This is a genomic window from Tardiphaga sp. 172_B4_N1_3 (genome assembly GCF_052076035.1).
Lineage (GTDB): Bacteria > Pseudomonadota > Alphaproteobacteria > Rhizobiales > Xanthobacteraceae > Tardiphaga > Tardiphaga robiniae.
Genome location: NZ_CP197238.1, coordinates 1,282,537 through 1,301,703, shown reverse-complemented (window position 1 = coordinate 1,301,703; position 19,167 = coordinate 1,282,537). Strand labels below are relative to the sequence as shown.

General features: G+C 61.7%; 22 protein-coding genes and 1 tRNA gene. 9 read left to right on the top strand and 14 right to left on the bottom strand.

All coding sequences use genetic code 11. The annotated features are described in order from the left end of the window. Window positions 1-91: 91 nt before the first annotated feature. The 3 genes from AB7783_RS05835 to AB7783_RS05825 all read left to right on the top strand — a co-directional run bounded on the left by AB7783_RS05835 (window position 92) and on the right by AB7783_RS05825 (window position 4,203). Window positions 92-1,225, top strand: a complete 1,134-nt coding sequence (locus tag AB7783_RS05835) for a glycosyltransferase family 4 protein (RefSeq protein ID WP_439063742.1) — start codon at window positions 92-94, stop codon at window positions 1,223-1,225. Window positions 1,226-1,333: 108 nt separating this feature from the next. After that, window positions 1,334-2,872 carry an undecaprenyl-phosphate glucose phosphotransferase gene (locus AB7783_RS05830; RefSeq protein ID WP_068730966.1) on the top strand — a complete coding sequence of 513 codons (1,539 nt, stop codon included), beginning with the start codon at window positions 1,334-1,336 and terminating at the stop codon, window positions 2,870-2,872. A 62-nt stretch (window positions 2,873-2,934) separates the two neighbouring features. After that, on the top strand, window positions 2,935-4,203 hold the full coding sequence (locus AB7783_RS05825) for an O-antigen ligase family protein (RefSeq protein ID WP_441277097.1): 1,269 nt from the start codon (window positions 2,935-2,937) through the stop codon (window positions 4,201-4,203). A gap of 64 nt (window positions 4,204-4,267) precedes the next feature. Here AB7783_RS05825 and AB7783_RS05820 read toward each other — a convergent pair whose 3' ends face one another. Further along, on the bottom strand, window positions 4,268-4,513 hold the full coding sequence (locus AB7783_RS05820) for a hypothetical protein (RefSeq protein WP_089264595.1): 246 nt from the start codon (window positions 4,511-4,513) through the stop codon (window positions 4,268-4,270). 185 nt (window positions 4,514-4,698) lie between these two features. Between AB7783_RS05820 and AB7783_RS05815 the strand changes: the two genes are divergently transcribed. Both AB7783_RS05815 and AB7783_RS05810 read left to right on the top strand, forming a co-directional pair. Then, window positions 4,699-4,869, top strand: a complete 171-nt coding sequence (locus AB7783_RS05815; protein WP_441277096.1) for a hypothetical protein — start codon at window positions 4,699-4,701, stop codon at window positions 4,867-4,869. Window positions 4,870-5,228: 359 nt separating this feature from the next. Then, on the top strand, window positions 5,229-5,510 hold the full coding sequence (locus tag AB7783_RS05810) for a hypothetical protein (RefSeq protein WP_184516113.1): 282 nt from the start codon (window positions 5,229-5,231) through the stop codon (window positions 5,508-5,510). A 121-nt stretch (window positions 5,511-5,631) separates the two neighbouring features. On the opposite strand, the gene AB7783_RS05805 is transcribed toward AB7783_RS05810, so the two are convergent. From AB7783_RS05805 to AB7783_RS05770, 8 genes are all read right to left on the bottom strand, one after another. Beyond that, window positions 5,632-5,769 carry a hypothetical protein gene (locus AB7783_RS05805; RefSeq protein WP_165826964.1) on the bottom strand — a complete coding sequence of 46 codons (138 nt, stop codon included), beginning with the start codon at window positions 5,767-5,769 and terminating at the stop codon, window positions 5,632-5,634. 446 nt (window positions 5,770-6,215) lie between these two features. Then, window positions 6,216-6,293 (bottom strand) — tRNA-Pro (locus AB7783_RS05800). An 80-nt stretch (window positions 6,294-6,373) separates the two neighbouring features. Next, the gene (locus AB7783_RS05795) at window positions 6,374-7,186 is read right to left on the bottom strand and encodes a MerR family transcriptional regulator (protein ID WP_441277095.1); all 813 of its coding nucleotides are present in this window, start codon (window positions 7,184-7,186) and stop codon (window positions 6,374-6,376) included. A 51-nt stretch (window positions 7,187-7,237) separates the two neighbouring features. After that, window positions 7,238-7,573: an integration host factor subunit alpha gene (locus tag AB7783_RS05790; RefSeq protein ID WP_120290178.1), complete on the bottom strand. Its 336-nt coding sequence runs from the start codon at window positions 7,571-7,573 to the stop codon at window positions 7,238-7,240. Window positions 7,574-7,718: 145 nt separating this feature from the next. Beyond that, a complete protein-coding gene (locus tag AB7783_RS05785) occupies window positions 7,719-8,696 on the bottom strand; it encodes a beta-ketoacyl-ACP synthase III (protein ID WP_184516108.1) in 978 nt (325 codons plus the stop codon). Next, window positions 8,693-9,754 (bottom strand): phosphate acyltransferase PlsX, encoded by a 1,062-nt coding sequence (plsX, locus tag AB7783_RS05780; protein WP_093759130.1) that lies wholly within the window; start codon window positions 9,752-9,754, stop codon window positions 8,693-8,695. Before plsX ends, AB7783_RS05785 begins: the two co-directional genes overlap by 4 nt. 202 nt (window positions 9,755-9,956) lie before the next feature. Continuing rightward, window positions 9,957-10,547 (bottom strand): YceD family protein, encoded by a 591-nt coding sequence (locus AB7783_RS05775; protein ID WP_093758804.1) that lies wholly within the window; start codon window positions 10,545-10,547, stop codon window positions 9,957-9,959. Beyond that, the gene (locus AB7783_RS05770) at window positions 10,544-11,086 is read right to left on the bottom strand and encodes a ubiquinol-cytochrome C chaperone family protein (protein WP_441277094.1); all 543 of its coding nucleotides are present in this window, start codon (window positions 11,084-11,086) and stop codon (window positions 10,544-10,546) included. The genes AB7783_RS05775 and AB7783_RS05770 overlap by 4 nt, the downstream gene beginning before the upstream one ends. Window positions 11,087-11,226: 140 nt before the next feature. Here AB7783_RS05770 and AB7783_RS05765 point away from each other — a divergent pair, with 140 nt between their 5' ends. Together AB7783_RS05765 and AB7783_RS05760 are read left to right on the top strand one after the other, a co-directional pair. Continuing rightward, window positions 11,227-11,697, top strand: a complete 471-nt coding sequence (locus tag AB7783_RS05765; protein ID WP_170849688.1) for an outer membrane protein assembly factor BamE — start codon at window positions 11,227-11,229, stop codon at window positions 11,695-11,697. Window positions 11,698-11,854: 157 nt separating this feature from the next. Further along, a complete protein-coding gene (locus AB7783_RS05760; RefSeq protein ID WP_175367122.1) occupies window positions 11,855-12,859 on the top strand; it encodes a Bug family tripartite tricarboxylate transporter substrate binding protein in 1,005 nt (334 codons plus the stop codon). Between the two features lie 146 nt (window positions 12,860-13,005). Here the strand turns inward: AB7783_RS05760 and AB7783_RS05755 are convergent, their stop codons facing one another. The 5 genes from AB7783_RS05755 to AB7783_RS05735 all read right to left on the bottom strand — a co-directional run bounded on the left by AB7783_RS05755 (window position 13,006) and on the right by AB7783_RS05735 (window position 16,668). After that, window positions 13,006-13,248 carry a DUF2171 domain-containing protein gene (locus AB7783_RS05755; RefSeq protein ID WP_089264607.1) on the bottom strand — a complete coding sequence of 81 codons (243 nt, stop codon included), beginning with the start codon at window positions 13,246-13,248 and terminating at the stop codon, window positions 13,006-13,008. Between the two features lie 50 nt (window positions 13,249-13,298). Continuing rightward, on the bottom strand, window positions 13,299-13,556 hold the full coding sequence (locus tag AB7783_RS05750; RefSeq protein WP_231080841.1) for a hypothetical protein: 258 nt from the start codon (window positions 13,554-13,556) through the stop codon (window positions 13,299-13,301). 171 nt (window positions 13,557-13,727) lie between these two features. Next, window positions 13,728-13,883 (bottom strand): hypothetical protein, encoded by a 156-nt coding sequence (locus tag AB7783_RS05745; protein WP_184516099.1) that lies wholly within the window; start codon window positions 13,881-13,883, stop codon window positions 13,728-13,730. Between the two features lie 88 nt (window positions 13,884-13,971). After that, on the bottom strand, window positions 13,972-14,805 hold the full coding sequence (locus AB7783_RS05740; protein ID WP_441277093.1) for an arylamine N-acetyltransferase family protein: 834 nt from the start codon (window positions 14,803-14,805) through the stop codon (window positions 13,972-13,974). A 1,062-nt stretch (window positions 14,806-15,867) separates the two neighbouring features. Continuing rightward, complete coding sequence (locus AB7783_RS05735; RefSeq protein WP_441277092.1) at window positions 15,868-16,668, bottom strand: hypothetical protein; 801 nt, start codon at window positions 16,666-16,668, stop codon at window positions 15,868-15,870. A gap of 158 nt (window positions 16,669-16,826) precedes the next feature. Here AB7783_RS05735 and AB7783_RS05730 point away from each other — a divergent pair, with 158 nt between their 5' ends. Further along, a complete protein-coding gene (locus tag AB7783_RS05730; RefSeq protein WP_093758808.1) occupies window positions 16,827-17,309 on the top strand; it encodes a YaiI/YqxD family protein in 483 nt (160 codons plus the stop codon). Between the two features lie 9 nt (window positions 17,310-17,318). After that, a complete protein-coding gene (locus AB7783_RS05725) occupies window positions 17,319-19,130 on the top strand; it encodes an ABC-F family ATP-binding cassette domain-containing protein (RefSeq protein WP_441277091.1) in 1,812 nt (603 codons plus the stop codon). Window positions 19,131-19,167: the final 37 nt, after the last annotated feature.

The following is a 19,167-nucleotide window of genomic DNA, read 5'->3' as shown; positions in this document are numbered from 1 at the left end:
TCTTATTGGATTCAATTGCTTCAGGGATTTTTCCGATGTGCGTCCCAGCTCCCGGCGACGCCCTCCTCGTCAGTGAATGCCGATTCTGATCATGAGCGCACCTTCGGACACGCCGCTTCGCATCCTGCACGCTGTCCGCGCGCCGGTCGGCGGCATCTTTCGCCACATCATCGATGTCGCCAACGGCCAGGCCGATCGCGGCCATGAAGTCGGCATCGTCGCCGACAGTCTGACCGGCGGCGACCGCGCCCGCGATGCACTGGCCGAGATCGCCCCACGCCTGAAACTGGGCACCTATCGCCTGCCGATCCACCGCGAGCCACATCCGGGCGACGTTCTGGTCTGGATGCAGTTCATGCGCCTCGTCAGCCGGCTGAAACCAGACGTGCTGCATGGCCACGGCGCCAAGGCCGGCGCCTTCGTGCGCCTGAAGGCAAAGTCGAACAGCGTCATCCGCATCTACACGCCGCATGGCGGTTCGCTGCATTATCCGCAAAATACGGCGAAAGGCGCCTTCTACAGCCGCCTCGAACGCGCGCTGATGAACCGCACCGAACTGTTCCTGTTCGAGAGCGCATTCGCCCGCGACACCTATCAGCGCATGATCGGCACACCGTCAGGCCTCGTGAAATGCGTGTTCAACGGCGTAACATCTGGCGAATTCGACCCCGTCGAGCCCGCCGATGACGCCACCGATATCTGCTATGTCGGCGAGTTCCGCCGCATCAAGGGCGCGGATCTGCTGGTCGATGCCGTCGCGCGCCTGCGTGCCGACGGCCAGCCCGTCACCTTGACGCTGGGCGGCGACGGCGAAGAGACCAACGCATTGAAGGCTCAGATAACGCGCCTCGGTCTCACCGACGCCGTCCACTTCATCGGCCATGTCAAACCGCGTTACGGCTTTTCGAAAGGACGCCTGCTGGTGGTTCCATCGCGCGGCGACTCGATGCCCTATGTCGTGATCGAGGCCGCCGCTGCGGGCATTCCGATGATCGCCGCCAATGTGGGCGGCATTCCGGAAATCTTCGGATCGCACACCTCCGCTCTGTTCCAGTCGAACAATGTCGACGCCATGGCCGCGGCGATCAAAACTGCTCTCGATGACATCGCCGCTGCGCGCGCCCGTGCACAATTGCTCCGTGAGCGCATCGCGGAACATTTCTCGCAGGACGCAATGGTCGAGGGTGTCATCGAAGGCTATCGCAGCGCATTTGCGAAACGTTAACTCTCCTTAACCTGTAACCAAATCTTCCGATTTGTCCGGTAATTCTCACGAAAAGCGGTAGGCTTGACGTGCGACATCGCATGCCAGCGCAACAACGGACATTTCACCTTGGACCCGATCAACGCACGTTCAATGATCGACGCGGCCGCGACGGACGCGCCCGGCGAACGCCGGTTCGAACGTCGTCGCAGACTGACGCCCGCGGCTCTCGCCGTCGCCGATCAGAAGGTGCGCGCCGCCTACTCGCCCGTCGTCATCACCGGCGTCGTACGCGTGGTCGATTTCCTGATGCTCAGCATCATCGGCATTGCGCTCAACCTGCTCTATGTCGCGCCAGAAGCTGGCTTCAGATGGGAATACTTCGCTGCGATCGTCGCGATGGCGGCTGCTGCTGTGGTGTGTTTCCAGTCTGCCGATATCTATCAGGTGCAGGTGTTCCGCGGCCACATCAAGCAGCTCACGCGCATGATGTCGGCATGGGCCTTCGTGTTCCTGCTGTTCATCGGCGTCTCGTTCTTCGCCAAGGTCGGCGGCGCGGTGTCGCGTGTCTGGCTCTCCTCGTTCTTCTTCGTTGGTCTCGTCGCCCTGATCGCGGAACGTGCCGTCGTGCGTGCGCTGATCAAGCGCTGGGCGCATCAGGGCCGTCTCGACCGCCGTACCATCATCGTCGGCGCCGATTCCAATGGCGAGACGCTGATCAGAGACCTCAATGCACAAGAAGATTCCGACATCCAGATCCTTGGCGTGTTCGACGACCGCAACGACAAGCGCTCGATGGACACGATCTCCGGCGCGCCGAAGCTCGGCAAGGTCGATGACATCATCGAATTCGCGCGGCGCACCCGCGTCGATCTCGTGCTGTTCGCGCTGCCGATCTCGGCCGAGACGCGCATTCTGGAAATGCTGAAAAAGCTGTGGGTGCTGCCGGTGGATATCCGCCTGTCCGCGCATACCAACAAGCTGCGCTTCCGCCCGCGCTCCTACTCCTATCTCGGCAAGGTACCGACCCTCGACGTGTTCGAGGCGCCGATCACCGACTGGGATCTGGTGATGAAATGGCTGTTCGACCATATCGTCGGCGGGTTGATCCTGATCGCCGCACTGCCCTTCATGGCGCTGGTGGCGATCGCCATCAAGCTCGACAGCCCTGGCCCGGTGCTGTTCCGGCAGAAGCGTTTCGGCTTCAACAACGAGCGCATCGACGTGTTCAAGTTCCGCTCGCTCTATCACGACCAGGCCGACCCGCTGGCCAAGACCGTCGTGACAAAGGGCGACAAGCGCGTCACGCGCGTCGGCCGCTTCATCCGCAAATCCTCCATCGACGAATTGCCGCAGCTGTTCAATGTGGTGTTCAAGAACAACCTGTCGCTGGTCGGCCCCCGCCCCCACGCCGTTCAGCAGAGGGTGCAGAGCCAGCTGCTGGACGAGGCCGTCGACGGCTATTTCGCTCGCCACCGCGTCAAGCCCGGCATCACCGGCTGGGCGCAGGTCAATGGCTGGCGCGGCGAAGTCGACAGCGAGGAGAAACTGCAGAAGCGCGTCGAGTTCGATCTCTACTACATCGAGAACTGGTCAGTGCTGTTCGACGTCTACATCATGCTGAAAACGCCGGTTTCAATGCTGACGAAGAACGAGAACGCGTATTGAGGCAGGCCTCAGCCTCTGCCTTACACCACTCGTCAACCCTGCCTGCGTAGAGTGATGCCGCCATGAGCACTCACGCGACTGCCGATCACTACATCGCCTCGCCCGCGGCGCCTCCCGCCGTGGTGACGCTGCAGCGCGCACTGCTGTGGGCGATGGGCTTTGGCGGCGCCATCGTCTTCATCGAGCCGAGCCCCTTCGAGATTGCCACGCTCACGGCGATGGTGGTGTTCTTCGCGTCGGGCCTGCGCATGCGGCTGGTGTTCATGCCGCTGCTGCTCATGCTGTTCCTGGTCAATCTCGGCTACACGATCTGCGCGGCCTATCTGCTCGACAAGGCGCCAATCGTGAACTGGATCCTGACCTCCTGGTACATGGCCATCATGGCGATCTTCGTCGCGCTTGTGATGTCCGAGGACACGCTGACGCGCATCGATCTGTTGCGCCGCGGCCTGATCGTCGGCGCACTGGTGGCATCGCTGGCCGGCATCCTGGGCTATCTGCATCTGATCCCCGGCGCGGAGATGTTCACGCTCTACGGCCGCGCCGCCGGCACCTTCAAGGATCCCAACGTGCTGGGTGCGTTTCTGGTCCTGCCGGCGCTGTTCTGCCTGCAGAGCGTCGTCAGCGACGGTTTCAGCCGCTCGCTTCGCAGCGCCATTGCACTCGGAATCATTGCGCTCGCCGTCCTGCTCGCCTTCTCCCGCGCCGCCTGGGGCCTGCTGGCGATCACCTCGGCCTTCATGCTGATGCTGATGGTGCTGACCAGCCAGTCCAACAAACAGCGCTCGCGCATCGTCATCATGGCGCTGGCGGCCGTCGCCGTCGTGGCGCTGGTGATCGTGATCCTGCTGCAGTTCGACTTCATCGCCGACATGTTCAAGCAGCGCGCCTCGTTCGATCAGAAATATGACGAAGGCCGCTTCGGGCGTTTCGGCCGGCATGTGCTCGGCGCGCAAATGGCGCTCGATCTGCCATTCGGCATCGGCCCGCTGCAATTCACGCGCTTCTTTCCGGAAGACACCCACAACTCTTATCTCAACGCCTTCATGTCCGGCGGCTGGATCTCCGGCGTGTGCTATCCCGCGCTGGTGTTCATCACCGCTTTGCTCGGCTTTCGCTACATCTTCGTGCGCGTGCCATGGCAGCGCGCCTATCTCGCGGTGTTCGCAGCCTATCTCGGCACGGTCGGCGAGGCCTTCATCATCGACACCGACCACTGGCGCCACTTCTGGATGATGCTCGGCATCATGTGGGGCATGTTCGTCGCCACGCAGCAATACATGGCCACGGCGCAATTGCGTACGGCATCCGGACAGCCAGGCAGCGTCTGACAAGCTCACAAACGAAAACAGCCCCGCTTGCGCGAGGCTGCCTCGTTAAGACGACCGATTGCTGTTAGCGAACGATCACAGTCTTGGTGCGCGAACCGCGGCGATCCCAGCCATGATGGCGGTGACCGTAGTCGCGGCGCACATAGGCGCGGCTCTGGCGATAGCCATGGCCGCGATGATAGCCACGATCCTGATGGTGATAACCACCGCCGCCGATCTGCACATTGATGCCCTGCGCAGACGCGGGGCCTGCAGGTGCTGCGACATAGAGAACGGCCGCAGCCGCCAGCAAAGCCAGTTTCTTGATCATGACAATTTATTCCTTCCTTTAAAAGTATCGCGGGACAAGCCATTACCGCCCGGAAGGTTCCGCACGAAATGAAGCACATCGACAAAGGACCCGCGCATGTTCGAGCCGTGCCCGATTCTCTTGTGATTTGCGATGGACATCCATCATCAAAGGGAACATGCGAGGAACTGAGCTGTTCTCTTCGCATGACACAGCAAGCAAAGAACCGCGCCATCGACAAACAGCCGAAGCCCGATCAGAAAATTCCGCCGGCCGGCCCGCATGACAAGCCGGAACTGACCGACGAGACCAAGACGCCGGGCAGCGGCATCTTGCCTGACAAGGATCACAAGGAAGTCGAAGGCCCGACGGGATGAGCGCGATCGGTCATCATGTCGTCACGCATCACCGTTAGACATTTATTAACCTTCTCGACTCACTGTGGAGTCAAGGAAGCGCAGACCGGATGTACGTCTGCGTTTGATGGCTCGGAGTTCGCTCCGGGCCATTATCTTTTCTGGACCGTGATCTTTTCTGGATCATGAGCTGCGAGATGATCGACGCTGCACGCGCATCTCGCTTTCGGTTGCAACGCGTAACGCGCAACACCGCTCGCTGATCACGCGATATTATTCGTTCCCCCGTCGCGGCAAAATTTGTGGTCGATATGCCATGAATTGGAACTGAACCTTCAAAACACCGACACGTTGACTTCTCGATACGAAGGAGAAGCAGCATGAAGAAGACAGCACTTATTCTTGCCACCGTCGCTGCCGTCGGCGCGGCGTCGATCGCATCGAAACCGGCAGAGGCCCGTGGCGGCCGCGGCGCCGCGATCGGACTCGGCATTGCAGCCGGCGCATTGGCGGCCGGTGCCTATGGCGCTTACGGCCCCGGTTACGGATATGGCTATGGTCCGCGCCATTACGGCCCGCGTTATGCCTATGGTCCGCGCTACGGTTACGGCGACGGCTACTATGGCGGTCCCCGCTACTATCGCAGCTACGGCTACTACTAACCGCGGCTGATTGAATTGACGAAGGCCCGGAGCAAATGCTCCGGGCCTTTTTTCGTCACCATTATCCAGCGCTTACGCGCATCGCTGCTGCGTTGTCGCAAGAGCTTCAGTTACGCGTGGCCTAGATACCAAACAGCCAAACAGCCGTGATGGTCGCAACCACCGCTAACCCGCTGATGGTCCAGCCACCGTAGTAGCCGATATCATCGTCATGCCGGATCTCCGACGGGCCATCTGCGGTATGCCAGTGACTTGCCATGCGAGCCTCCTGTTTTCAGGATAATCGGCCCGATGACCAAGAGTTCCATTGGCGCAAAAAAGACATGTCGGCGCCACCCGCCTGGCCGCCCTTAGGCGACATCGGATTCGTGGTCACCGGCATCTGTGGCCAAAGGGTCACGACGGCAAGGATTCATTAAGGAGTGCGGCCGGGGCAATTGACGGAACCCGGAGCCGGGAGAAGTCTAATGTTTTCAGCGTAGAGTAGATATTATGTTAGAGATTATTGTCCTCGGCTTCCTTATTTGTGCAGCGGCCTATGTCGGGCTTCTCTGGTTCGCCGGACGGAAAGACGACGTGATTCACGGTGATTTCGTCGAACCGAAATCGTAAGGCTGGCGTCGCGGGCGCTTGATCGAGGCCACCCTATTCAGGCGGCACCGCTCGCGTGCGAGACTACTAATGTCTTGAAATGATTTGGAAAAATGGTCGGAGCGAGAGGATTCGAACCTCCGACCCCTAGTCTCCCAGACTAGTGCGCTAACCGGGCTGCGCTACGCTCCGATGGGGCATCGTGTAGCTTCGATCCGTCCGAGGCGCAAGAAGGCTGAGCGGATTGAACCGGATTGGTTGTGGGACGGTGGCTAGCCGTCCTTCATCGCCGTATCGAGCGCCCGGCGCGCCGCCAGCAGCTCCTCGAGCACGGCTTCGAGCCGTTCGCGCTCGAGCCGGCGCTGCGGGTTCGGCCTTGGGCTCGGGACCGCAGCCGGTCTTGCGCTCTGCGTCGGAGCCGGCATCACCGGTTCGGGTCGCGCCGCAACAGGATTTGCCAATACGGGATTTGCCCGCGACGGCGGCCGCTGCAGCTGTGGATCCACGCGCGGCGACGTCGATGTCATAGGAGGTTCGCGGCGGGCGGCGACGGGAGCGGCAGCAGCTTCCTCCTCGTCTTCTTCCTCAGCCTCTTCGTCCTCACCCTCTTCGCCGTCGTCTTCGTCGCCCTCTTCTTCCTCGTCCTCGGTGCCTTCGGCGTCAGCTTCGTCTTCGGCTTCTTCCTCGATCTCCTCGTCGCGTTCAGCCTCGTCCTCGGCCTCTTCTTCCTCGTGATCCTCTTCGATCACGGGACGCTTCGCCTGGACGCGCGGCGCGATGGCGGCAGAGGTCGGCGCAAAGCTCGGCGCAGCGTGGCCGTCGACCAGCCCCTGCACCGACTTGATGCCGTTCTCTTTCAGAATTCGTTGCACACCGCGGATGGTATAACCTTCGCCGTAGAGCAACCGGCGGATGCCGCGCAGCAGATCGACATCGTCCGGACGATAATATCGCCGGCCGCCGGATCGCTTCATCGGTTTGATTTGAGTGAACCGCGTTTCCCAGAACCGCAGAACATGCTGCGGTATATCGAGATCGTCAGCGACCTCGCTTATGGTTCGAAACGCATCCGGCGCTTTGTCCAAGTGCAGGATCCCTGTGGTTCGCCAAGTCTTTATTTAAGCGTGTGTCTCTAGCTACTCGTCGTGATCTTTACCGTTGCCAACTGCGGTACTGTCGCCATTGATCCGCTGTTTCAGGATCGCCGACGGCTTGAATACCATCACCCGCCGCGGCGAGATCGGTACTTCTGTGCCGGTCTTCGGATTGCGGCCGATGCGCTCGCCTTTTTTGCGCACCATGAAGGAGCCGAACGACGACAGCTTCACTGTCTCGCCCTTCTCCAGACAATCCGTAATTTCTTTCAAAACCAGTTCAACAAACGCGGACGACTCCGTGCGCGAGAGACCTACCTTTTGGTAGACCGCTTCGCACAGATCAACGCGTGTGACTGTTTTTCCCGTGCCCGTCATCGCCTGCCCCAACTACTCTCGGCGAACCAAATTCGCGTCAGAAATTAGGAGGTTAACGCGCTCCGGTCAACAGTCACCATCGATGCAAAGGCATGGAAAATCATGACAATTTGAGATGTTGTCGATCTGCATCATCACCAGCGCATCACCAGCGAATGAGTGCAGACCCCCAGGTGAAGCCGCCGCCCATGGCTTCGAGCAAGACGAGGTCGCCCTTCTTGATGCGGCCGTCGTTGACCGCCACCGATAATGCGAGCGGAATCGACGCCGCCGACGTGTTGCCGTGAAGATCCACGGTCAGCACGACCTTTTGCGGTGCAATATGCAGTTTATGCGCCGACGCATCGATAATGCGCTTGTTGGCCTGATGCGGCACGAACCAGTCGATGGTTTCGGCGCTGGCGCCGGTAGCTTTGAATGCATCGACGATCACGTCGGTGATCATACCCACCGCATGTTTGAAAACCTCGCGGCCTTCCATGCGCAGGTAACCCACTGTCTGCGTCGAGGACGGGCCGCCATCGACGAACAGCTTTTCCTTGTGCCGGCCATCCGAGCGCAGATGCGTGGTCAGCACGCCGCGATCGCTGGCTGCGCCGGGCTGGGTCTGTGCTTCCAGCACCACCGCACCGGCACCATCACCGAACAGCACGCAGGTTCCGCGATCGGTCCAGTCGAGAATGCGCGAGAACGTCTCCGCGCCGATCACCAGCGCACGCTTGCCGGCGCCGGTGCGCAGCAGGCTGTCGGCGGTCGTCAGCCCAAAGATGAAGCCGGAACACACCGCCTGCAGGTCGAAGGCCGCGCCATGGGTAATGCCGAGCGCGTTCTGCACCGCAACGGCTGTCGCCGGGAACGTATTGTCCGGAGTCGAGGTTGCCAGCACGATCAGGTCGATGGACTGCGCGTCGACGCCGGCATTGGCCAGCGCCGCCTGCGCGGCCTTGATCGCCAGATGCGAGGTGAACTCGCCGTCAGCAGCGATGTGGCGCTGCTTGATACCGGTGCGCTGGACGATCCACTCGTCCGATGTGTCAACCTTGGATGCCAGTTCGGCATTGGTCAGGATCCGCTCCGGCAGGTAAGAGCCGCAGCCGAGCACGACCGAACGTATCGCAGTCACGAGACAGCCTCCTGCGCAGCCGGGCTCGCAGGGAGCGCTTGGCCGTCGCGGTTGAGCATTTGATTGATCTTGGTGAGAAGGTCGTAGCGGACCATGTCGTAACCGACATCCACCGCGTAGGCGAAACCGTCGGCATTGGTGCCACCGTGGCTCTTCACCACGATGCCGCGCAGGCCGAGAAACACCGCGCCGTTGGACTTGTTCGGATCGACCTTGTCGCGCACCGCCTTGAAGGCGTTCTTGGCGAACAGGTAGCCAATGCGCGAGCGCCAGGTACGCGCCATGGCATTGCGCAGATATTCGGCGAACTGGCGCGCGGTGCCCTCGGCCGCCTTGAGCGCGATATTGCCGCTGAAACCTTCGGTGACGATCACGTCGGCATCGCCGCGGCCGATGCCGTCGCCCTCGACGAAACCGATGAATTCGAGCTGCGGCAGATTGGCGGTGCGCAGCAGTTCGGCGGCATCGCGGATTTCGTCGCCGCCCTTGATTTCCTCGACGCCGATATTGAGCAGGCCGACCGTCGGCCGGGCCAGATCGAACAGCGCGCTGGCCATGGCGCTGCCCATGACAGCGAGAGTCTTCAGGTGGTTGGCGTCGCCGCCGATGGTGGCGCCGAGATCGAGCACGACGGAATCGCCCCGCGTGGTCGGCCAGATCGCGGCCAGGCCGGGACGCTCGATACCGTCGAGCATGCGCAGGCAAAAGCGCGCCATCGCCATCAGCGCGCCAGTATTGCCGGCGGAGATCGCGACATCGGCCTCGCCCTTCTTCACCGCCTCGATCGCCAGCCACATCGACGAGACCTTGCGGCCACGGCGCAGCGCCTGGCTCGGCTTGTCATGCATGCTGACGGCAACGTCGGTATGGATCACCTTAGATACGGCCTTCAGTGCCGGATGATTGGCGAGTTCTTTCTCGATCAGCGCGCTGTCACCGAACAGCAGGAACTCGCTGTCGGGATGCCGGGTCAACGAAATCGCGGCGCCGGGAATGACCACCGATGCGCCGATGTCGCCACCCATGGCGTCTAGCGCGATGCGAACCTTTTTCGGCATGGACGTTCCGGAAACCTGTCTCTTGCGGCCTGTGACGCTCGTGGCCGCGGACGAAGTCTGCCGCATTTGGCAGCAGACGGCGAAGTTATGGCATTAACCCGATTTCGGCCGGGGACAATAGCGTTTCCGTGACCCGATACAACATCTTGACCGGGCGCTTTTGTCCCGCCAGCCGCACGGGGCTTGGAATCGGACCCCGGTCTCAGCCCTTCCCGGGCTTTTTGGATTTGGGCGTCTCAGGGGCGGTTTTCAGCGCTTTCAAGGCCGCAAACGGGTGCTCTTCCGGGTCCGGAACCTCGACCACCGGCTCGAACACGGCATCCGGCTTACGGGGATACGGGTCCAGCCCCAGAAACAGCGCGTCGGTCGCCAGTTTGCCGAGATCGATGAAGCCGTTTTCGATCGGCTCCGGCGGATCCGGGGTCTCCTCGTCGCTCTCGACGTCCTCGTCCACCGATTCGGCGAGTTCGCGAATCTGCGATGGCGGCGCGAAAATCACGTCGATCTCTTCCTCGAAATCGGCAGCCAGCGGGTCCAGCGTCACCACGCAGGTCTGCTCGACCTTGCCCCAGATACGACCGGTCACATGCACCGTACCGCCCTTCACGGGGCTCAGCAGGAGTTCGCCTTTCACGGCGCCCACGCTGACGAGGCCGCCGAGTTCGGCGATCCGCTTGCGCTCCTCGGGCGTGGCCTCGATGTCGCGCGCCAGCCCCGTTTCCGGGATCTGGATCACGGCGATGGGCACGCTCCAGGGCGGCGTGAGATCCACGGTGCGGTCGGGTTTGTTCATGTCGTTACCAAGGTCTCCGCAGGCGACGGGAAATGCCACGCGCCTGATGTCAGTGTCGTTGCATCCAGCGTGCCCAGACGGGCATTCGCCGCTTCGACATAAACAGCGAGACGCCGGGCGTTCTCGATGTCCATGCCATAATAGATATTCTTCGACAGCGCCGCCGCCAGAGGCTCCCTGCCCGCGCCAAGCGCTGCGTCATAGGCGCCTGTCCGGCCGTAAAACGCATCGCCGAACTCCCGCATTTTCTTCGGCACCTTCATGTCGCTGGTGCCGAGTTCGCGCAGGTTATCGTCCATATCGCCGCAGAACCTGTCGAAAAGTCCCTGCGACAACTCATCCTTGGGACTCATCCGGCGCAGCACCAGCCACATGTGAAGCAGCAACATATCGAAACGCCCGTTTACCGTATCCGGTGCTCCCAAGTCCCGATAAAACAAGGGTTCTCGCGCCTGCGCCACGATCATGCCATAGATGGCTTCAATGGTGCCGCGCAACGGCGCCGGGGGCTTTCTGAAGTGACTGAACGGCCAGACCATCTTGGGTTCCTCAGGCGGGCCCCTCGGGCACGCGCATGTTGCATTCAGAGGTTCTGCCCGGTACGTCAACGCCTTCCGGGATGCAAGTCTTTCGGAAGCAAGGCCTTCCCGAGAATCAAGAGGATGGGACCCCCTCCGCTATGACAATTTCGACCTCCATCAGCGCGAAGGCGCGGCTGACACGTGGCTGGCGCGGCATGCGCGCCGTACTCGCGGTCGCGGCCCTCTGCGTCACGCTGGGCGCCTGCGCCGAGCAATTCCAGAAGGGCTACATCCTGCCCCCCGGTGCGCTGGAGCAGATCCCGATCGGCGCCAGCCAGGATCAGGTCCTGATCGTGATGGGCACGCCCTCCACCGTCGCCACGCTATCGGGCGAAGTGTTCTATTACATCTCGCAGCGCGCCGAACGCGCCGTGGCGTTCATGCCGCAGAAGGTCACCGACCAGCGCGTCATCGCGATCTATTTCGACAAGAACCGCAAAGTGATCCGGCTCGCCAATTACGGCCTGCAGGACGGCAAGATCTTCGACTTCATCAGCCGCACCACGCCGACCTCCGGCCAGGAGATGAGCTATCTCACGCCGCTGTTCAAGCTGATCAGCTTCCGCTAGGCGGAACTATCAAATCGCTGAATTGCAAAAGCCCCGCAGCACACGCTGCGGGGCTTTTCTTTACGCTGTGGCCAAGGTCGGCTTGCCCGCCACCATCTGCCTCACTACGATTTCAGCAAGATCAAAAACCAAAACGACACCATCGAGGGAAGAAGCTATGACCAATCTGGTTACCCGTCGCCGTGTACTCACCGGCGCCGCCGCGATCACCAGCGCCGCGATCCTGCCGCGCGCGAGTCTCGGCGCCGGCGAATGGAAGCCCACCGAAACCGTCCGCGTCATCGTGCCCGCCGCAGCCGGCGGCTCCACCGACGTGATGGGCCGTATGCTCGCTGCGCATCTGCAGCCGGTCTGGGGCCAGTCGGTGGTGGTGGAAAATCGCTCGGGCGGCGGCGGCACCATCGGCACCGCCGAAGTCGCACGCCTCAAGGGCGATGGCCACACCATCCTGGTCGGCAATCCCGGCCCCAACGCCATCGCCTACAGCATCTTCAAGAACCTGACCTACAAGAGCGATCAGTTGCAGGCGGTCTCCAACATGATCAAGATTCCGAACATCGTCTGCGCGCATCCGAGCGTGCCGATCAAGACGATCCCGGAGCTGATCGCCTATATCAAGGCCAATCCGGACAAGCTGAACTATGGCTCGTCGGGCGTCGGCCAGAGCCCGCATCTCACCGGCGCATGGTGGCTGCAGCTCACCGGATTGAAGATGCAGCACGTGCCGTTCCGCGGTGCGGGCCCTGCGCTGCAGGCGGCCCTCGCCGGCGACATCCAGATCCTGTTCGACAATCTCTATCCGTCACTGCCGCAGGTGCTCGATGGCAAGCTCACCGGCCTTGCCGTCACCACGCAGCAGCGCAACGCGCAGGCGCCGAACGTCCCGGCGATGCGCGAGACCGCGCCCGAGCTGGAGAAGTTCGACGTCGCGTCATGGTTCGGCGTGTTCTATCCGAAGAGCACACCGACCGAAGCCGTGACCTCGCTCAATGAGCAGATCAAGGTTCTGCTCGGCACCGACGCGACCAAGAAGACCATCGCAGCCATGGGCGCCGTGTCGGACTACGGCACACCTCAGCAATTCCAGACCTTCGTCGAGGCCGAGACGGCCAAGTTCAAGACCATCATCGACAAGGAAGGCCTGCAGATGGAGGTGAAGTGAATTCAGCTCGCTTCGTCTCCACAAACACCTTCTACAAATTCCGTCATGCCCGGGCTTGTCCCGGGCATCCACGTCTTGGTAGCGAGTGAGAAGGCGTGGATGCCCGGGACAAGCCCGGGCACGACGAGTTTTAGCTGCTAGCGCCGTTACTTCTCTTCTTCCATGGCAAAGGCGACGTCGCCATTAGCCGAGAGCCGCACCTTGTCGCCCTCAACCTCGGCGACCAGACCGCCATCGATAAAGTGATGATGACCCTTGTGGCTGCCCTCGCCGCTGTCCTTCTTGGTCAGCTTGATGCGGTTGCCCTCGACCTTGTCGACCGTGCCGACATGAACGCCGTCGGCGCCGATGACTTCCATATGTTCCTTGATCTTGCTGAGCGCGCTCATGTCGTATCCTCTTATGTGGGGAATACTGAACGTGCGGCTGGGCAATAGGTTCAATTCGGGCCGCGGCCGGCCGATAGATAAGCAACAGACACGTCATCGACCGTCGTTTCGTTCCGAAAAACCCGATCGGTCTTCGGAAGATCGACTTCGAGCGCTCTTTCTCCGATCCACCGGATCGCCAGCGCGTGCTGTCCGCCGATAGACAGAAACGACGGATAACGCCTCGGCGAGAAACTCTGCCCTTTAGGCACCAGACTGACCTGCGTGTTGAACGGCGTTGTTGCACCGCATTCGCGCTCGAAAATCACGGCAGTCCTAGTCGCTTCCGGGGACGGCACCGCGCGCTTGATCGTCGTGGCGCAAGCAATTCCGGAATATTCAAGAATGTCATCACGAAAGAAAGCTCCGCCGACAACCAGCGCTGCAATGACGGCGACGGGAGCGATCCACTTTCTCACTGTTGTGCGGCTCGCCCGATCCTACCCGCCCTTGTTCATCTTCTTGATCTTGGCGTCCTGCGCCTCGATCGCCAGTGTCAATTCCATGATCGCCTTGGACAAAAGCTCGGTGGCCTCCTTCTGGTCCTGCGACTTGGCGGCACGCAGCGCGTAGTTCTTGGCGGATGACAGCGACATTTGACGTTCCTCGTGATGATCCCGGGGGCGAATTAGCCGAAGGCGTCATTCGCTGCAATCGGGTCGAAATGGAGAGATTACGCAGCAGTCAACGGCGCTCCGCATTTGCGCTGATAACCGCGAATATCTCGTCGGCGGATGCCGGCGGCGTGACGCCAAAGGTCTCGTCGAGAACCTGCTGCAACTCCGCAGCGCTGCCGAGCACGCGTTCAGACACCGGTTCGCCGTCACGTCCCTCGGTCGTCAGGTGGCGATTGACCAGTTTATGACGCCGGCCGTTGCTGACGCGCTCCATCACCAGCGTCGAGGTGAAGGGCACGAAGGGACTGGTCGATGTGTACCAGTTGCCGAGCTCGTAATCCGACGGCAGTTGCGGTGTGAGATCGAACACGTACATCGTCCGCCAGCCGTCCGCCCGCTTCGCGCTCAGCGACAACAGGCCATCGGCCTCGGTCAGCCGATAGGTCCCCATCGCCGTTTGCTGATCGATACCCGCGAGGAGCCGCAGGGGTGCATCGAGTACGCAGGCGCCAAAGCCGGTATCGGCGAGATAGGGTCCATCCGGAAGATCGACCTTCAGGAGCATATGCGTTCTGGGGCCAAGTGGACTGTCCGGCGGCGCATTCCAGCGCACGCGGGCGCCGAGGCCAGTGACCTTGAAGCCGATCGTCTCGAGCGCGGCCCGCAGCATCGCGTTCAGCTCATAGCAATAGCCACCGCGTCGGCCATCGATGAGTTTCTGCTGCAATGACGCCATGTCCAGTTTGACCGGCAGATGAAGAAACGGATTGAGACCCTCGAAAGGCAGCGCATTGATGTGAGCGACATGAATGGTTGTCAGTGTCGCCAGATCCGGCGCAACCGATCCGTCAAAGCCGATCCGCGCGAGATAGCGATCCAGCCGAAAAACATCCGTCATCATGGTTGCCTCTTCATCATCTCGCTCTGACATAGCCCATCCGACAGCAGCGGGCGACAACGTACCGCCCAAGCTGTCATTCCGGGGCAGGACGGACCGCGCAGCGGGCCGGACTGAGCCCGGAATCTCGAAGTGTTTTGCGCTGTCGGAGACTCCCATGTCGAGATGCCGGGTTCGCGTGCGCGAAGGTGCGCCCGCGCCCTCAGGCAAACCAATCGGTTTGCCGGGGAATGACAGTGTGGGGCGGGAAGACAGCGCCAAGACATTTTTTCCTATCTCCCGTTGACAACATCCCTATCAGGTTTATATTCCCCTTCGTCCTGCCCCATCGAGAGGGGCGATCGCGATCGTCACGTTCGCGGGGTGGGATGCGGTGGACGCCGGAGATGCGGCGTCACGCGGTTCATGGGTGACGTCTGTCTTCGGGCAGGACGGATTTGCGCCAGCACTGCCACTGGCAAGGACACGGCCGACCTTGAGATGGACAGAGCCCTGGACAGTGTGACGGACGACCAAATCGAAACGCGTTCGGCCAAGTGCTTTGCGGCTACCCTGTCCCTCCGCCCTGGGACATTAATTTTGGTGATGGGACCGTTCGCCATGGCAGATGTGCAGGCAACCGAAAAAACACCGCAGGCGGAACGCCGGGCAATCGCTCGGCGCCTCCGAAAGTCCTGATGCACTCTAAATTGCGGAAGACCGCATTCGCATCAGGCCCAAGGGTGCAACGGGCACCCGGCGTTCCGCACGCCCTCTCACAAGAGGGCGGGAATGCAAGAGACGACGGCGCCCCCGCGCCGCAAACAATGGGGGCGATGACGCATGTCTGAAGAGCAGTGGCTGTTTGACAGTTGAATCTGCGATGGCGCTCTGGCCGCCAAAGAATCCCTCCCCCTTGCGGGGAGGGTCGGCCGATAGGCCGGGGTGGGGTCTCTCCCCACGTGAGAGCGGCGCCTGTTGCGCGACCCCACCCGTCACGTTTGTTCGCTCCGCTCTTAAACGCGCCACCCTCCCCGCTCGCTACGCTCGGGGAGGGAAAAGGAAGAGCGCCGCTGCTCTACAACATCATGCCGCCACGACCTCACGCGGCTGAGTGATCGCGATATGCTGGCAATGCGCCACGGGTGTCGTGCCATTGGCCACGATAATCGCATCGAGTTCGACGAACCGATGCCCCTTCTTCTCGTAATTGGCGGTCACCTTCGCCCGCGCGATCAGTTCATCATCGGTATTCGCGGTCGCCAACAACTGCATCCTGCTGCCAACGTGAATCCACGGCCCGAGCAGCACATTGTCCACCAGCACCTTGTTCATGATCCGCTGCAGCACGCCGGGATGCACGATGCCCTCGCGCAAATACCGATCGTCGGCCTCGCGCACCTCACCCAGATATTCGGCAAGTCCATCCTCCGGCCAGACCCGCGGCGCGGTCCCGAGCCACTTGTCCAACGCGTAGGAATTGGCATCCACCGGCAGCCGCTTCGACACAGCCGCCGTATCCGGGAATTCATCCAGCGATGGCACCACCGGGAAGGCCGTCAGCGATGCGGTCCCGGCCGCACGAATCTCGCCGCCGCCCTCAACGCTCAGCGCGAGCCCCTCGCCGGCTTCCTCGGCGATTACCTCGACTGTCTCGCCGTCATAGACCGGCTTGGTGAAACGGGCCTCGATCAGGCCACGCTCCAGAAAATCCCGTCCCCAGTGCTGCACCGGCGGATGGATCATATAGGCCAGCACGTCGACGCCAGGCACCAACCCGCCGCTGAAACCGAATTTCCGGGCGACAGAATCGTCATGCATCTTGTTTTCGGACTGTTTGGCGGTGTTAAACGCCTCAACACGGTACGGTTCGAGCCGTTTGGTCATGATTCCTCCCGAAAACTGCGCGAAATTGAGTGTTCGCCTTGGCAGGAGATGATACCCGTCACCATGTTCGAGGCAAGGCGACGGGCGGGGAACTGTCCCGCGTCAGCGCCACATCGCCCACCCGCAAATGACTGCCTTTTCGTGGAACTTGTGCTCCCTTGACCACACGCATCTATATCGACGCCGACGCCTGCCCGGTCAAAGACGAGATTTACCGCGTCGCCGCCCGCTTCAGCCTGCCCGTCAGCGTGGTCGCCGGAAACTTCATCCGAGTGCCTGACGATCCCCTGATCGAGCGGATTGCCGCAGGTTCGGGCATGGATGCGGCCGATGACTGGATTGCGGAACGCGCCCAGAAGGGCGATATCGTGATCACGGCAGACGTTCCGCTGGCCAGCCGCTGCGTCAAGGCGGGCGCCGCGGTAATTGCCCCTAACGGCAAGCCGTTCACAGAACAATCCATCGGGATGACGCTCGCAGTACGCAACCTGATGACCGATTTGCGGTCGTCAGGCGAAATCACCGGTGGTCCCAAATCATTCGCGCCGCGCGATCGCTCGGCGTTCCTGTCGGCCTTGGATCAAACCATCCGCCGCATCCAGCGCGACCCGGCCTTTGCGCCCGCGCCGAAACAAAGTTGACCTGACCTTATGGCTCCTCCGCTTATCCAGCTGAAAGACATCTTCCTGACCTTCGGCGGCACGCCGCTGCTCAACGGCGTCGAACTGTCGGTGTCGCAGGGCGAGCGCGTCTGCCTGATCGGCCGCAACGGCTCCGGCAAGTCGACGCTCCTCAAGATCGTGGCGGGGATCGTTGAAAACGACAAAGGCAGCCGCTTCGTGCAGCCCGGTGCCACCGTCCAGTATCTGCCGCAGGAGCCGGACTTCTCCGGCTATGCGACGACGCTCGCTTATGTCGAGGCCGGCATGGGCGACGGCCACAACATCTATCAGGCGCAGTATCTGCTCGAACAGCTCGGCCTCACCGGCCACGAGGATCCAAACAACCTCTCCGGCGGCGAAGCGCGCCGCACGGCGCTGGCCCGCGTGCTGGCGCCCGAGCCGGATATCCTGCTGCTCGACGAGCCCACCAACCATCTCGATCTCACGACGATCGAATGGCTCGAAGGCGAACTGGCCAGCCGGCGCTGCGCGCTGGTGCTGATCAGCCATGACCGCCGCTTTCTCACCAATCTGTCGCGCGCCACCGCCTGGCTCGATCGCGGCCAGATCCGCCAGATCGATCGCGGCTTCTCGGCCTTCGAACAGTGGCGTGATGACGTGCTCGCGGAAGAAGAGCGCGACCAGCACAAGCTCGACCGCAAGATCGTCAATGAAGAACATTGGCTGCGTCATGGCGTCTCCGGCCGCCGCAAGCGCAACGTCAAGCGCCTCGCCGGCCTGCATGAACTGCGCGCGCAGCGCCAGGACTATCGCGGCGCCGCGGGCAACGCGACGCTCGCTGCTGCCGAGGCGGAAAAGTCCGGCAAGCTGATCTTCGAAGCGAAGAACATCTGCCGCACCTATGGTGACCGCAAGATCGTCGACGATTTCTCGATCCGCGTGCAGCGTGGCGATCGCATTGGTGTGGTCGGTCCGAACGGTGCGGGCAAGACCACGATGATCAATATGCTGACCGGCACCGAGCCGCCGGATTCAGGCACCATCCGGTTCGGCGCCAATATCGAAATGGCGACGCTGGACCAGCATCGCGAAAGCCTCAACCCGAAGACCACGCTGGCGGAAGCCCTCACCGGCGGCCGCGGCGACCACGTGATGGTCAACGGCCAGCCCAAGCATGTGGTCAGCTACATGAAGGACTTCCTGTTCTCGCAGGAGCAGATGCGCACGCCCCTCGAAGTGCTCTCCGGCGGTGAACGCGGCCGGCTGATGCTGGCCCGCGCATTGGCCAAACCATCCAACGTGCTGGTGCTGGACGAACCGACCAACGACCTCGATCTCGAAACCCTCGACGTGCTCGAGGAAATGCTCGGTGATTACGAAGGCACCGTCATCCTGATCAGCCATGACCGCGACTTCCTCGATCGCGTCGTCACCTCGGTGATCGTGCCGGAAGGCAACGGCAAGTGGATGGAATATGCCGGCGGCTATACCGACATGCTGGCGCAGCGCGGCGCCGACCTGAAGCGCGAGGCCAAGACCGAAGCCGTGGCGGCCAAGAGCAACGGCAGCAAGTCGGACTCGTCCAAGCCTGCTGCGAAGCGCAAGCTGAACTTCAAGGACAAGCACGCGCTGGAAACCCTGCCGAAGGCGATGGACAACCTGCGCTCCGAAATCGCCAAGCAGCAGCGCCATCTCGACGATCCCAACCTCTACAAGAAGGATCGCAAGAAGTTCGACACCGCGACCGCTGCGCTCTCAAAGGCGCAGAAGGAATTGCAGGATTCGGAAGAGCAATGGCTGGAGCTGGAAATGCTCCGCGAAGAAATCGAGAACGCGTAATTGTCAGTCGTCATTGCGAGCGAAGCGAAGCAATCCA